The organism is Staphylococcus sp. EG-SA-14, assembly GCF_017151935.1.
Taxonomy (GTDB): domain Bacteria; phylum Bacillota; class Bacilli; order Staphylococcales; family Staphylococcaceae; genus Staphylococcus; species Staphylococcus aureus.
Genome location: NZ_JACVZM010000001.1, coordinates 60,025 through 75,644 on the forward strand (window position 1 = coordinate 60,025; position 15,620 = coordinate 75,644).

Below are 15,620 nucleotides of genomic sequence, written 5' to 3' on the forward strand. Positions count from 1 at the left end.
GCACTAGATATGTTTTTTCCATGCCTTTATTGCCTTATTTGTAAAAAAATATCCCAGCATCATTGTGCCGAGATATTTATATCATTACAATTGATTATCTGTTTCTTCCGGTGTTTTCGGTGTTTCAGATGTACACGCTTTTTCCGGTGTTTCAGATGTCACTGGTTGATTTTTAATTGTAGACGGGTATTTTGGGCTTTCGCCATATTTATTTGCCGGCTTACTGTCAAAGCATAGGAATACTATCATAACAATTGTTAGGCCTAAATAAACAAAATAAAGAAGTACTAACAAAATATTAAGACCCATCGGCATTAATGTAAAATCACTGTCATAATAACTATCGATAATCTGTAATACTATATAAAATATAATACTGAATACTGTCATAATCATTGGAAATAACATTGTTCTTGATATATCGTGAAATCTTCGAACGCACAACGCTAAATTTGGAATAAACGTTGCCAAACTATAGACAAAAGTATACACAGATGTAAGGATAATCATCAATATACTCATAACTATTAATGTTTCGTTATCTGCCGCTATAGAAATAAAGAATAGAAATAGGTTTATTATTAGCACACACACAGCTGGAACCATAAGTATCAAATGCCATAGTGCCATATACCAATATTCACTACGTCTTGATCTCCCCTTAAAATTTACATAATTTTTCCAAAATAAAACGAATGATTTCATAAAACCTACTTGAGGTAATTGTTCCATTGTAATCTCCCTTTCGTTAATCATATTTATATTTTTAATTATTGTTACCGTTATAATTTACAAGATTCATTATCAAGCCACTTCATTTCAATCGTCAATCACTTTGGAAAATGAACTTTATATTTCATCACTAGTAAAATGAAAACCCGCTACAAGTACACATCTATATGGAGACTCATTTGAAAGTCAACGCTTCGTTAACTATACTAAAAATATGTCATACTGCAATGTTCACGTTTAAAAGAGTCTCAATCTATGCAAATAAAATATTCCATAACAAAGTATATACTTTACATTTTTATAATTCTTAACAATACTATTTTATCAAACATTTACCACAATAAAAATATCTTTTTCATTTTTATTTAAATTAATCATATAATTGCGAGGAGAATATTATGGATTTCGTTAATAATGATACAAGACAAATTGCTAAAAACTTATTAGGTGTCAAAGTGATTTATCAGGATACCACTCAAACGTATACAGGCTACATCGTGGAAACGGAAGCTTACTTAGGTTTGAATGATCGTGCGGCTCATGGCTATGGCGGTAAAATAACACCTAAAGTCACGTCATTATATAAACGTGGTGGTACAATTTATGCACATGTCATGCATACGCATTTACTCATTAATTTTGTAACAAAATCTGAAGGTATACCTGAAGGCGTACTTATCCGCGCAATTGAACCAGAAGAAGGTTTATCCGCTATGTTCCGTAACAGAGGTAAGAAAGGCTACGAGGTAACGAATGGCCCAGGAAAATGGACTAAGGCATTTAACATTCCACGGGCTATCGATGGCGCTACGTTAAATGACTGTAGATTGTCTATTGATACTAAGAATCGTAAATATCCTAAAGATATTATTGCTAGTCCACGAATCGGTATTCCAAATAAAGGTGATTGGACACATAAATCTTTACGTTACACAGTGAAAGGTAATCCATTTGTGTCTCGCATGCGTAAATCAGATTGTATGTTTCCCGAAGATACTTGGAAATAAATGCCATCTTTCATTGATTACTATCATGAAAATGAAATCTATCTCCTTATAAGTCAATCAATCGTGCCGTCAACATGCGGATGGGTTGATTGTTTTTCTTTGTATCCATCATATTTTTTGATTCATCTCCTCTTATTGAACTTGTTCTTAATTATAAAATATAACAATAGAATTATTTATAATTATTAAATTTAGATGCATTAATATTATTGATATTATTTTCAAAAACTAGAAATATTGATTTGTTGCATGTATAATGTTAAAAGCGCCCTTTTATAACGCTTACATATAAAAGCTTATTTAGGGAGAGGGATATTCAACAAGGGGGATTTGAAAATGATAGAACTTAATGCAATTACAACATTATGTTTAGCTTGTATCCTTTATTTACTTGGTAAGGCTATCGTTAATCACGTTAATTTTTTAAAACGTATTTGTATACCAGCACCAGTGATTGGCGGCTTAATCTTTGCTATTTTAGTTGCGGCTTTGGATTCATTTGGCATGGTTAAGATTAAATTAGATGCTTCATTCATTCAAGATTTCTTCATGTTAGCATTCTTTACGACAATCGGTCTTGGTGCATCATTGAAATTATTTAAATTAGGTGGCAAAGTCTTGCTATTATACTTTATGTTTTGTGCTATCATTTCAGTCATTCAAAACATAGTTGGTGTATCACTAGCAAAAGTATTAAATATTAAACCTTTGTTAGGATTAACAGCAGGTTCCATGTCTATGGAAGGCGGTCATGGTAATGCTGCTGCTTATGGTAAGACAATTCAAGATTTAGGTATTGATTCGGCACTGACAGCGGCTCTTGCAGCTGCAACTTTAGGTCTTGTATTTGGAGGGCTTATCGGTGGTCCAGTTGTAAAATTTTTAATCAAACGTTATAACTTAAAGCCTCAACATAGTGACGATACATTTAAAGATTATAGCCAAGTAGCATATAACGAACATTTACATAGTAAATTTAATGCCACTGAAGTATTCTTCATTCAATTTACAATCGTTGTATTCTGTATGGCAGTTGGAAGTTATTTCAGTCATTTGTTTACAGCTCAAACAGAGATTAATGTTCCAATTTACGTTGGCTCATTATTTGTAGCTGTTATTGTCCGAAATATCTCTGAAAGTTTTAATTTTAATATTGTAGATTTAAAAATTACTAATCAAATTGGCGATGTCGCATTAGGTATTTTCTTATCTCTTGCGCTAATGAGCATTCAATTAATCGAAATTTATAAACTTGCTATACCTCTTATTATTATCGTTTTAGTTCAAGTTGTCGTTATGATTTTATTTGCTGTTTTAATTTTATTTAGAGGTTTAGGAAAAGATTATGATGCTGCAGTAATGGTAGGTGGTTTTATCGGTCATGGGCTTGGTGCAACGCCAAATGCCATGGCAAATTTAGATGTTATTACTAAAAAATATGGAAACTCACCTAAAGCATATTTAGTTGTACCTATTGTTGGTGCATTCTTAATCGATTTAATTGGTGTTATAGTCATTATGGGATTCATACAATGGTTTAGTTAAACACCAAACTCATAAATAAAAGAGGAGGCCTTCGCCTCCTCTTTTATTTATCCTCGATGTATATTCAAGTTACGTTGTTCTATCCATGACAATATTTCCGGACTAAATACGATTTGTTTTTGTGTTAAGTCGTCAATATTTTTAGCATCTAACATCGTCATTATTGATTTCATGTGTTCAATAAATGATTCTACATAAGCTACTGTATGTGCAATGCCATTATTTTCAACTTGATTTAAAAACGGACGTGACATACCAGTTACCTTTGCACCAAGTGCTAAACTTTTAATTGCATCGAGTGGTGTACGTAAACCACCACTCGCGAAAACTGAAATTTCGCTTTGATAAGCCGTTGTTTCAAGTAATGACTCAACTGTAGACTGTCCCCATGATGATAAGTAATCCATATCTTTATTTGCACGACGTTCATTTTCAATATCTACAAAGTTAGTACCACCTTTGCCACTAACATCGACATACTTGACGCCTATTTGTTGTAAGTCATGCATTAATTCTTTGCTCATACCAAATCCAACTTCTTTTATAATGACTGGAACAGACACTCGTGATACAATCGACGCTATATTATCTAACCAAGTCACAAATTCACGATTCCCTTCAGGCATAACTAATTCTTGAGGAGAATTAACATGGATTTGTAACGCTTGTGCCTCAAGTAATTCAACTGCTTCCAAAGCCTTTTCTACTGGTACGTCCGCACCAACATTGCTAAAAATCATGCCTTCAGGATTCATTTTTCGCGCAATCGTAAACGTCTCAGCCATGCGTGGATTTCTCAATGCCGCATGTGTTGATCCAACTGCCATCGCTAAGCCAGTTTCTCTTGCAACTACAGCTAGCTTTTCATTGATGTTTTTCGTCCACTCGCTACCACCCGTCATTGCATTAATATAAACCGGATATGCCATCGTTAAGTCAGGCGTCTGTGATGTCAAATCGATATCATTTACATTAATTGATGGGATAGAATGATGCACAAAACGCATCTTATCAAAATCTGAATGCATTGCGTCAGATTGGGCCATTGCTATTTCAACATGTTCATTTTTTCTCTGTTCTCTTTGAAAATCACTCATGATTAAACCTACCTTTTCGTCATTTCTAATTTAAAACCATTTTTTACGTCTGAAAAAGATGATTAATACGACAGCTATAACAAACATTACAGCTAAGCAAATATAATATCCATAATGTAAATGTAATGCCGGCATATTTACAAAGTTCATACCATAAATCCCAGCTATGAATGTTAACGGTGAAAATATAACTGATACTAACGTTAATACTTGCATAATACTATTCATTCTAAATGACGTGTATGACTCAAAATTTTCTCGTATTTCGTTTGTCATTTCTTGAGCAGTACGAATGATATTACGTTGCTTAATCAAGTGGTCATCGATATGTTGAATGTATAGCGAATGTTTATTATCTATAATCAAATCACCATTTTGTTTCATTGTATCAATTAGCTCTTGCATAGGAAACAGTACACGTTTTACTTTAATCAAATCCGAACGTAACTTAAAGACACTATCCATGACCATTTTATTAAAGCGATCATCTACATGGCGGTCTTCAAAATGATAAACACTATCTTCAAGTGCATATACAAAGTTGAAATATTTATCAACCATCATATCTAAAATTAATATGACGACATCTGCACAATCTAATTCTGCATCTAATGTATTCATATACTTATAGACTACTTTATTTAATGATTCCAACGTTTGATGATGATATGTTACTAATACATTGTCTTGTATAAAAATATTTAGTGCTATTGGTGAATAGTTTGACCCCATAATACTATGGAATACTAAGTATTGATAATCTTTATAAGATTTATATTTAGCTCGTGGCATACCGTTAATTGCATCATCCACTTCTAAATCATTAAAATTAAAATGTGCTTTAAACCATTCATTTTCTTGTTCATTCGGTTCATCAAAATCATACCAAACAATAGTCGCATCTTTTGGTATCTCTTTGATATCATCAACTACTTTAAACGGTTCATATGTAGTTTGATACCGTATCTTTAAAGCCATCGATACTCCCCCTAAATAACGAATTCTCTATTATTTTATCATGAATTAAATAACGTGTATGTCTTAATTTATTTTAGTATGATAGTCACTAAGGAGATGGTTATTATCAAACAACTTTTTACACATACTCAAACCGTAACATCTGAATTCATTGACCATAACAATCATATGCATGATGCAAATTATAATATCATTTTTAGTGACGTCGTGAATCGTTTTAATTACAGCCACGGTCTTTCTTTAAAAGAACGCGAAAATTTAGCATATACGCTATTTACACTAGAAGAACATACGACATACCTCTCAGAATTGTCTCTTGGCGATGTATTTACTGTTACTTTATATATTTATGATTACGATTATAAGCGGTTGCATTTATTTTTAACATTAACTAAAGAAGATGGTACACTAGCATCAACAAATGAAGTAATGATGATGGGAATTAATCAGCACACACGTCGTTCTGATGCTTTTCCTGAATCATTTTCAACACAAATAGCACACTATTATAAAAATCAATCAACTATCACTTGGCCTGAACAATTAGGACATAAAATAGCAATTCCACACAAAGGAGCATTAAAATGACAGATGCATTACAACAAAAGATTCATATCGAATTACTAGATTTATTAGATGATGTTAAGTTTGAATTAACAGAATTAAATGCACAAAAAGGGTTATACATTAACGGACCAGCAAATCAGCTACTTAAGCGTGGCGTGCATATGGCTTATGTTCAAGGACAAAAGCAAGCCATCGATAATATTATGACTATTGTGGAACAACAGCTTGAAGATCAACATTTCCTAGAACATTATGATAAATTTCAAAATGAGGTTGCTCATCGCAATTATGATAAAACAGCTAACTTTGCAGAACTTAGTGATATTCCACGTCAATTCGATAATTTTTTAGATCAATTTTATCAAATTAAAGGGCAATACTTTATCATCACACATATCAATACACTTATTGGTGATTTTCACTCAGAAGCTCATTAACAATTAGTCTATATAACCCTTGCTATATTTTCAAAAACAAAACCCAATTACGTTTTCATGTCAAATATCATCTTGCATGAAATCGTAACTGGGTCATTTATATGTTATTAGTTATTTTGTGTTACATCCTCATCTATCGATTTGGCAATTTGTTTAATAGCTTTATGTGATTGTCTAATTGGATAAATTGGAAAATCATGTACCATCTTAGGATAATCATAAAACTCAATGTATTGATGATGTTGCAACATCATTTGTTCAAATAGCTTCATATCAGGATGTGTCATTTCACGTCCACCACCAAACATATAAACTGGTGGCAATCCTTCTATTGTGCCATTAATTGGCGATATGCGCTTATCTGTTAATGGTAGGCCATTCGCCCATTTTTTCATAATCTCATTGACACCAAACTGACTTAGAACCGCATCTTGTTCGATTAAGGCGTCCGAAATATCTTTATTAGATAGTGTTGCATCTAAAATTGGTGAGATTAAATACAATTTATTCGGTAATGGCTGTTGATTATCTAAAAGAGATTGTACAAAGGATAATGCCAGTGCACCACCTGAACCATCACCCATGACTACGACATTTTGATGTCCTACTTCAGATACTAATTGATCATAAACACGTTGTATCGCTTGGAAAGTATCGTCAATATGAAACTCTGGTGTCTTTGGATAGATAGGCAGTACAACCTCATATAATGTACTTAAAGTGATTTTATCCAACAATCTCCAATGGAACGGTGATGGTTGTAGTGCATTGAATCCACCGTGAATATATAAAATTTTCTTATCAATTTGATGTCTGAAATTAAAGCGAAAGACTTGCATATCATCTAATGACAATTTTTCTAAATTTGCTTTAACATTTAATGTTGAAGGCTGCTTATGTTTTTTTCTATTTTCAATTTCTCTTTTATAAAAAAATCTTTCAACATCTTGATCATTTTTAAACATAATCGAGCGATTGTGAAGCAAATATTTATTGACAACGCTATTCATAACACGGTTTCTAATCAATGTCTTAACCTACCTTTATATATTTTATGTATCCAATGATTGTCTATCCCCTACATTCTTTGCCAAAAAAAGTATATAATGTAGAAGATATTTTCTTTTTCACTTTCAAATTTAAGACTACAATTGAACAGTGATTTTTCATCATTATAACAGACAACTAGACATATTGATAAGTAAAGAAAAGAACTTTATACGGAGGTACCTTGCATGACAAATCCAAATCAACGATTAGAACCATTTGATGAGACATTTCAACAACCGAATATTCATCGTGGTAAGCGATATGGTAAGAAAAAACGTTCATTGGTAAGCATGATTATTCAAATCATTGTTGTTATATTAACCGCAATCGCTGGATACAGCATGTGGAAACAACCCATTTTTAATATTGTCTTCACCAAAGAATCTGTAGATTTTGATGGCATTAAAAATTTTAACGAGACAATTGGAAAAATGCATCAATTAAATATTAATTTGGGTAATATCAATGATTTACAACAAGGAATCGATCGCTTAATTTTAGTCTTTAACGGTTTCTTTATTTTATGTATCGTTAGCCTAGTCATAACAATACTGACAATTGTATTTAATCGCACAGTTCTAAAAGTAGTAAATATTTTAGTGTTAACAATTATGTTAGTCATTACATTGTATTTCAGTTATATTATTAAAGCACTCGCACAAGAAATTGCAGATGTTTTCAAAAAATATTATTTAAATGTACCACCAGATCAAGTGATTACAGAAGCTGACGCTATTCATAACGGCATCATTTTACTTGGCTGTAGCATCGGTTTACTTGTTATAAGCTTATTCTTCCGTAATCGCATGCCTCGTTTAAAATAATGTTATATAGTAGGGATTGGGACAGAAATGTTATTTTCACAAAATTCATTTCGTTGACCCACTTCCTGCTTTTTCTTTATTAATGACCTACTACGTCAATGCCAAATTTTAATATAATTCCTCTAACATTCTATAAATCAACAAATAAAAAAAGTATCGATAACCATATTTGGCACCGATACTTTAAAAATCATGTCCCCACAACATAATTTTTGATTAGTCACACTTCAATTAATTTATTTTATTTATTCATGATTGATACTATTATCTGCATCTAACTTTTGAGCTGTAGCTTTTGCTTTTTTATTACTTTGTAAAAATAAACATAAAATTAAGGCGATGATGCTAAATATCGTTGCAACTATAAATGCATCATTAATACCTTCAACCGTTGCTAGTTTATTTACAAATTGTAGTAACACTTTCATTGCGCCTTCTTGTCCGCCATATTGTGATGCTAATTCACGCATATGATCTTGTACAACAGGATTCGTTTTATCTAACTCTTCCCCAAAAGCTGATAAGTGTTGTGTAGTTTGTGTTGTCATTACAGTAACTAAGATTGCTGTACCTATAGAGCCTGCTAATTGACGCATCGTATTTAAGAAAGCATTACCATGAGAGGCAAGTCGTCCCGGTAACGCATTAATAGCTGCAGTTACCATTGGCATCATTATAAATGCCATACCAAATGAACGAAGTACATAGATACCCATGATTGTCATATATGGTGTATCCATATTTAATTTAGTTAATTCCCATGTTGCATAAGTCATTACAGCAATACCAAAGATAGCTAATGGTTTTAAACCAATAGTATCTAACAATTTACCTGCAAATGGTCCTAGTAGACCCATAATTAGAGAACCAGGTAATAATAACAATCCGGAATCTAATGCTGAGAATCCGCGTAAATTTTGTAAATAAATCGGTAATAAAATCATACCACCATATAAACTTAACATTACAACCATATTAATAATTGTTGTTAATGTAAATGTTGGGAATTTCAATACTTCTAAATTCAACATTGGTGATTTCATTCTTAATTCTCTAATAACGAATAGAATAATAAAGATAATACCAATCGCAAACATTGTTTCTATCTCTACTGAACCCCAACCTTTGTTGCCAGCTTCTGAGAAACCATATAACAAAGCACCAAAACCAATCGTACTAAAAATGATACCTGGGATATCAGCTTTAGGGTTTGTTGTATATTGATATAACTTAAACCATACAAAACCAACTAAAATAGCGATAATCCCGATAATGAACATACCGTAAAACATCACATTCCAATGGTAATTTTGTACAATATAACCTGATAATGTTGGACCAATTGCAGGTGCTAAAATCATTGCGATACCCATTGTACCCATGGCAGCACCACGTTTTTCAGGTGGATAAATTGTAATAATAACAATTGAACCTAATGGCATTAGTACACCTGCACCAATGGCTTGTAATACACGTCCAACCATCATGATTGGGAAATTCATTGAAATCGCACAGATTAATGAACCAATTGTAAAGAGTACTAACGCAACTAAAAATAATTTTCGATATGAATATTTATTAAATAGATACGCCGTAATTGGTATTAAAATACCGTTTACTAACATGAATCCCGTCATCAACCATTGCCCTGTTGACGCAGAAATATTAAATTCCGTATTAATTTTTGGTAAAGCAACATTTAATAATGTTTGGTTTAAAATCGCAATAAACATACCGAATAATAATGCCGCTAATATTTTACCGCGTGAAACACCTTCACCAAAAATAAAGTTTTTATGTTCTTTTTTTATTTTTTCATTCACTTTATATTCTTCTGATTCAGGATTTTTAGCAGCAACTGCTTCCTCATCCTTATTATTAGTGAATGCTTCTTGATCTTTCTCAGACCCCTTTGTGTAACCATTTAGACTAACTTGGCTATGATCATCTTGATTGTCAACACGCAACTCTTCATGCGTCATACGTTGTGTCGATTGATCAGTTGTTTTGTCTAAATCACTAGCTTTAAATTTAGATTGATTTGATTGACGTGTCGTAAATTGTTGTTCCTTTTGTTGGCGTTTGCCTTTTTTTCTTGATCTTATTAAAAATAAATTGATAACCCCAACAATAATGAGCGCTAAAATAATGTAGCTAATAATGAAGGTCGTAGTCATTTAATGACCCCCTTAATTTTTATGGATTTTTACTTCAGCGTTCATTCCAGGAACAACTTGTTTAGACGGTTCTGATTCTAGAGTAATTTTAACAGGTATTACTTGAGAAACTTTAGTGTAGTTACCATCACTATTTGATGATGGCATTAATGAAAAGCTTGCAGCAGTTGCTTTTCCAATACTATCAACTTTACCTTTAATAGAAGCTTTTTGACCGTCAATAGTCACATCAACATCTTTACCTACTTCAACATCTTTAATATCTTTTTCGTCAATATTTGCTGTTACATATAAATCATCTAAATTGTATGCATAAGCGATTGGGTTACCAGCTTGCACCATTGAACCTTCCATACCATCTAATTTGGCAATTGTACCTTTTTGAGGCATTTTAAGATCCATATCTTTCGTTTCGCCATCTTGACCTTGTACAGTAACAGTTGCTACTTTGTCACCTTTATCGAGTTTGTCACCTTGTTTAACATTAAGTGATTTAATTTGTCCAGATGCAGGACTTGCTATTTTAATTTGATCGCCATTTACTTTTGCATTATCAGTTGTTACATAGCTTGTTGTTTTATTCCAGAAATAAAAGCCAGCAATCCCAATTGCTAACAGTACAACAACCGTAATGACATTAATTAATATCATCTTTTTCATGAAACATTTCCTCCTATTTGCTTTTAAAATTCACTTTATTTATTATAGAGACATGATAACTAAAAAAACACCAACAATTTTTATAAGAGTGTTGGTTAAAATTCACAAAGGTGTAACAATATGAAACGACAAGCCAAAATAGAAATTCAAAACGCACTTGTTGATTTGATGGCTGAATATCCTTTTCAAGAAATATCCACTAAAATGATTTGCGCGTATTGTAATATTAATCGTTCTACTTTTTATGATTATTACAAAGATAAATTTGATTTATTGGATACCATCAACTCAAAGCATAAAGAAAAATTCCAATTTCTTCTAAGCGCGCTACATCATAATTTCGAAAATATTAAACAGGATAAGCTTAAACTTTATAAATTCTTCATTATTATTGCTAAGTATATCAAGCACAATGAGCAGTTTTTCAAAGACATTTTAGTTACCTATCCAATGAAAACATTATTCATAGACTATATAAATTTAGCGAGAGATTACTATCAACAAATTATGAATGACTATAGTACTACAGTAACCAATAAACAGCTTTATGTTACATATATCATAGGCGGTCAAGCTGGGGTGTTTATTAATTGGCTTTCGAATGGTTGTAATGAATCACCTGAAGAAGTTGCTGACATTTTATTGGCTAATACGATTAAACTTCAAAACTAATAATACGGTTTCATTCTAATAAAGAAATGCTATAAAACAACTAGATAAAGTTAAACCAAATGGATAGATAATAGTACATATGTTACGGTGCTATCAATATAAAAATGCCGAGATTTCCACATAATAATCTCGGCATTTTTATTTTTGATGCTAAATTCATAGGTCTATGAATAGCTCAAGTTTTGTTTTTTAATTTTTCAATTCAATATAATAGAAGAAACTATGTTTATCATCGATTTGTTTTAAATACCCTCATATTATAAATCTGTAAAATAATTAATATAACTGCTGTAGCTATAATAATAATTATGTAAGGTATAGGATTATCTTCACCTTTTACCCCCACTAATGGCGATGCAACACCACCAAATAAAAACTGCACTAAACCTAATAAACTTGATGAACTCCCTCTACCACTACTACTTTCATCCATAGCTATTGTAAAACCAAGTGTCGCAACACCTGTCACTGGTGCTATTAAAATGATAAATCCTATCGCTAAAATCCAAAAGTTCCAATGATTAAGCAATACAATCGTCACTAAAATTACACCGATAATCTGAATCATCGTCATGCCTCTCATCAATTTTTGTGAGTCTATAAAATCAACAAGGTACCCAGTAAGTTGACTTGATATAATGAGCGTAATACCAATTCCTGCGAACATCCAACTAAATTGTATTGCAGTCATGCCATAAATTTTTTGAATAATAAACGGAGACGCAGAAATATAAGTAAATAATAATACAAATGTCATACCTTGAATGAGCATTGGTAATACAAAACGTGGCGTCTTCAATAATATTTTGAAGTTTTTAAACATTGTCTTTAATCCACTACTTGACTCACGATTTGTCACTGTTAATGATTCAGGTACTTTTAATAAAGAACCTATGACCATGACGAAACCAAAGATAGTCAGAATGACAAAGACCATACGCCAGACAGAATAATTTAAAATTATGCCCCCTATTGTTGGCGCAACAACTGGTGCAATACCATTAACAAGCATCAATAATGCCATAAACTTAGTTAGTTCATTACCACTATACATATCACTTGCTATAGCTCTTGAAATAACTGCTGCTGCTCCACCTGTCACTCCTTGAAGAAATCTTAATGCAACCATCAGCCAAATATTATGTACAAAAACAATACCTAAACTTGCTAATGTAAAAATAATCATAGCTATAATAAGCGGCTTTCTGCGTCCAGTTGAATCTGAAATTGGACCAGCAAACAAATTACCAAACGCTAAACCAATCATAAACATCGATAATGTTAATTGTGCGTTAGACGTCGTTGTTTGAAAATCATGTCTAATATCTGGTAATCCAGGCAAAAACATATCTATTGATAATGCTCCAATGGCAGTCAAAGATCCTAAAATAATAATAAATATCGGTGAACGCTTGTTAAAATACGTTAAATCATTCATATGACTATCTCCTTTGTATAATGATTAGTTTATAACTATCACGAACAGAAACTAAATTTAAATATGCTCTTTTATATATTAGCATTAGTCACAAGTTTCATGAACATCATTACAACTTATAAAAGGTATAAAATGATATAAACCTCAGCACTCCATAAATTTTTCCACAAAAAACAATCCCTTCAAAGTAATTCACACTAATTGTAAATACTTTGAAAGGATGTTGTTTGTATTCCATGACACATGCATCTTATTTAAGTTTTATACTCTATTTTTCTGATGTCTTGATTAATTGCAAGCGGTCTTGCGAGCCTTGTTCAAGCTCATATTCTTTATCTACTTGCTTACCGTTTTCATTTATTAATCTTACGGTTGCGGTAATCTTATCACCATGTTTTTCGGCATCTATAATTTGTGGTGAACTAATCATCATTAAACTTCCTTTAGATACACGCTTCTTTACATCATCATAAAAAGATGATCCTTTTTTTATATATGACGATACAAAATCAAAATCCGACTGATTAAACGCAGCATTATTCGCTAAAGAATATCCAGCAAAGAATTCTATCAATTTGTTCTTCAAGCTGTTTTCTTCTTTTTCTTTCTTTTCAACATAGTCTTCGATATCTTCACTGTCAAAATTCAAAGTTATCTCTGTATTGTATTTTAAATCGCTAGCTTTAATCGTCTTCGTCTGTGTTGTAAATGTTTTATCTTTCGCTTTACCTGAAGCTGAAATGGTAATATCTTTATTTTGTGGATATGGACCATACGTTTTGGAACTTGAAAATGCCATTTCATGGTCATTTATAGTTACTTTTTTAGAACTATCATTTAATTTTGTATCGCCTTTTAAAGTTACAGATATATTTGCTTCTTCAAAATCTTCAGTAACATCTACCGTTTCAGAATTACTTTGTCTAAAATCAAATTTTAAATGGCCTGCAAAATCACCGTTCTCAGTCGATTTCATAGCTGGAATTCTATATGTCCCCGGTATAAAATTACCTATTGGCGTCACTTTATTTGCTTCAGCTATAACCATCTTTTTCTTACCACCAGATTTAAACTCATATTTTGTTTTTTCTTTCGGTTTAACAATTGGTTGCTTGGTAGGTGCAGTAAAGCTCATATTATCGAAAAAGATATAACGTGTGCCATTTTTACTTACACGTAATATATTTTGACCAGATCTGGTTTGAATATAAGAAGCTACGCTGGTCTTACTCTTATTCAATTTATGTACCGTATTTTTAAGGTCGCTGACAAATTGCTTAAGCCCAACTTCATCTTTGATATAGTTAATGTATACTTTCGCTTCTTCAGAATCTACTTTATTATCTTTAGTACTTAATAATGTTGCTACTTTTTGTTTATCATTATTCTCAATCGCATTCACTAATATTTTAGTTTGCGCTTCAGGTGAATTGAAGTTTCTTAGTAAAAAGAACAATATAATAATTAAGATTAAAATGAAAAAACCAATTGCCCAAGGCACCATTTTTCTCATCTTGATGTTATTAGTTTGTATATCTTCATCGGTTGACTTTCTATATAATGCTTGACGACTATCAAATTTATGTCCACATTGTGTACATATCTGTACATCATCTTGTGCTTGTTGTCCGCACTTCGGGCAAGATTTCATACTTTCACCTCAATTCTGTTCCTCTTCAATTGTTATATGTATATCACAAAAATTATTTCATTATTTTACCATTATTATTTTACAAATATTATCCCAAGAATACAATTCAAGAAATGATTAACTTTACTTTAGAATTGTACCTTATTACATTATTTATGAAAGTACTCTCTCAATTATAACTAAAAAGAAGGTGTTCAATACATACATATTTAGTCTTATATTTGAACACCTTCAAAAACCTATTTATGATTGCTATATGTTTTAATGCGATGATTGATGACTTCTAATACTTGCCTTACATTTTCAATATCTTCAGAATTTAAATCATTAGTAATATCTTGCGCAATATCTGTCATAATCGCATTACGTTCTTTCAAATATGCTCTACCTTTGTCAGTTAAGGTTATGAATTTCAAACGTTGATCAATATTTAAATTTGGTTTATCTAACTTAACTAATTTAGCATCGATTAACTTTTTAATTCGTCGGCTTACTGCGGCCTTATTTACACCTTGTCTTTGCGTGATTTCACTAATTGTCAAAGGTTCTTTATTTAACATACCTAATACGTTAGACTGCTCTAATGAAATTTCATATTCATTTTGTAAATCTTTCAACATTTTTGCAGTTAATGCGTTAACGTTATTTATAAACTGCTCTAAAAATTGAATATGGTCTTGTAAATGTTTTACCATAATTATTTCTCCCTAATTACTATTTTTATAAAGTATCCTCAGCAATCATTGTATCGCACATCTAAAAAACACAAAAATATTGACCCATAT

Annotated in this window: 16 protein-coding genes; 6 read left to right on the forward strand and 10 right to left on the reverse strand. The window is 31.7% G+C overall.

Annotated features, from left to right (window positions below):
- Positions 1-84 precede the first annotated feature (84 nt).
- Positions 85-732, reverse strand: a complete 648-nt coding sequence (locus tag IDG63_RS00305; RefSeq protein ID WP_000436818.1) for a DUF805 domain-containing protein — start codon at positions 730-732, stop codon at positions 85-87.
- 398 nt (positions 733-1,130) lie between these two features.
- Here IDG63_RS00305 and IDG63_RS00310 point away from each other — a divergent pair, with 398 nt between their 5' ends.
- Together IDG63_RS00310 and gltS are read left to right on the forward strand one after the other, a co-directional pair.
- Positions 1,131-1,739, forward strand: coding sequence for a DNA-3-methyladenine glycosylase (locus tag IDG63_RS00310; RefSeq protein ID WP_000348300.1), 609 nt, complete (start codon positions 1,131-1,133; stop codon positions 1,737-1,739).
- Positions 1,740-2,075: 336 nt separating this feature from the next.
- Entirely contained in the window at positions 2,076-3,284 is a 1,209-nt protein-coding gene (gene gltS / locus IDG63_RS00315; protein WP_000571581.1) for a sodium/glutamate symporter, read from the forward strand.
- Positions 3,285-3,331: 47 nt separating this feature from the next.
- On the opposite strand, the gene fni is transcribed toward gltS, so the two are convergent.
- Both fni and corA read right to left on the reverse strand, forming a co-directional pair.
- A complete protein-coding gene (gene fni / locus IDG63_RS00320) occupies positions 3,332-4,381 on the reverse strand; it encodes a type 2 isopentenyl-diphosphate Delta-isomerase (protein ID WP_086095920.1) in 1,050 nt (349 codons plus the stop codon).
- A 30-nt stretch (positions 4,382-4,411) separates the two neighbouring features.
- A complete protein-coding gene (corA, locus tag IDG63_RS00325; protein ID WP_001185431.1) occupies positions 4,412-5,359 on the reverse strand; it encodes a magnesium/cobalt transporter CorA in 948 nt (315 codons plus the stop codon).
- A gap of 96 nt (positions 5,360-5,455) precedes the next feature.
- On the opposite strand from corA, the gene IDG63_RS00330 reads away from it, so the two are divergent.
- A complete protein-coding gene (locus tag IDG63_RS00330) occupies positions 5,456-5,947 on the forward strand; it encodes a thioesterase family protein (protein ID WP_000234728.1) in 492 nt (163 codons plus the stop codon).
- Positions 5,944-6,363, forward strand: coding sequence for a hypothetical protein (locus IDG63_RS00335; protein ID WP_000128656.1), 420 nt, complete (start codon positions 5,944-5,946; stop codon positions 6,361-6,363). Before IDG63_RS00330 ends, IDG63_RS00335 begins: the two co-directional genes overlap by 4 nt.
- Before the next feature lie 107 nt (positions 6,364-6,470).
- On the opposite strand, the gene IDG63_RS00340 is transcribed toward IDG63_RS00335, so the two are convergent.
- Positions 6,471-7,391, reverse strand: a complete 921-nt coding sequence (locus tag IDG63_RS00340) for an alpha/beta hydrolase fold domain-containing protein (RefSeq protein ID WP_000620864.1) — start codon at positions 7,389-7,391, stop codon at positions 6,471-6,473.
- A gap of 207 nt (positions 7,392-7,598) precedes the next feature.
- Between IDG63_RS00340 and IDG63_RS00345 the strand changes: the two genes are divergently transcribed.
- Positions 7,599-8,237 (forward strand): hypothetical protein, encoded by a 639-nt coding sequence (locus IDG63_RS00345; RefSeq protein WP_000184227.1) that lies wholly within the window; start codon positions 7,599-7,601, stop codon positions 8,235-8,237.
- 245 nt (positions 8,238-8,482) lie between these two features.
- Here IDG63_RS00345 and IDG63_RS00350 read toward each other — a convergent pair whose 3' ends face one another.
- Together IDG63_RS00350 and IDG63_RS00355 are read right to left on the reverse strand one after the other, a co-directional pair.
- Positions 8,483-10,414 (reverse strand): DHA2 family efflux MFS transporter permease subunit, encoded by a 1,932-nt coding sequence (locus tag IDG63_RS00350; RefSeq protein ID WP_000213877.1) that lies wholly within the window; start codon positions 10,412-10,414, stop codon positions 8,483-8,485.
- Positions 10,415-10,426: 12 nt separating this feature from the next.
- Entirely contained in the window at positions 10,427-11,074 is a 648-nt protein-coding gene (locus IDG63_RS00355) for an HlyD family secretion protein (protein ID WP_000738250.1), read from the reverse strand.
- Between the two features lie 120 nt (positions 11,075-11,194).
- On the opposite strand from IDG63_RS00355, the gene IDG63_RS00360 reads away from it, so the two are divergent.
- Positions 11,195-11,746 carry a TetR/AcrR family transcriptional regulator gene (locus IDG63_RS00360; protein WP_000828570.1) on the forward strand — a complete coding sequence of 184 codons (552 nt, stop codon included), beginning with the start codon at positions 11,195-11,197 and terminating at the stop codon, positions 11,744-11,746.
- A 229-nt stretch (positions 11,747-11,975) separates the two neighbouring features.
- Here IDG63_RS00360 and IDG63_RS00365 read toward each other — a convergent pair whose 3' ends face one another.
- The 4 genes from IDG63_RS00365 to IDG63_RS00380 form a co-directional block, all read right to left on the reverse strand.
- A complete protein-coding gene (locus tag IDG63_RS00365; RefSeq protein WP_000999168.1) occupies positions 11,976-13,184 on the reverse strand; it encodes a putative multidrug effflux MFS transporter TcaB in 1,209 nt (402 codons plus the stop codon).
- Between the two features lie 109 nt (positions 13,185-13,293).
- Entirely contained in the window at positions 13,294-13,422 is a 129-nt protein-coding gene (locus IDG63_RS00370) for a hypothetical protein (protein ID WP_001792521.1), read from the reverse strand.
- Between the two features lie 30 nt (positions 13,423-13,452).
- Positions 13,453-14,835: a glycopeptide resistance protein TcaA gene (gene tcaA, locus IDG63_RS00375; protein ID WP_000833797.1), complete on the reverse strand. Its 1,383-nt coding sequence runs from the start codon at positions 14,833-14,835 to the stop codon at positions 13,453-13,455.
- A 239-nt stretch (positions 14,836-15,074) separates the two neighbouring features.
- Positions 15,075-15,530, reverse strand: coding sequence for a MarR family transcriptional regulator TcaR (locus tag IDG63_RS00380; protein WP_000238542.1), 456 nt, complete (start codon positions 15,528-15,530; stop codon positions 15,075-15,077).
- Between the last annotated feature and the right edge of the window lie 90 nt (positions 15,531-15,620).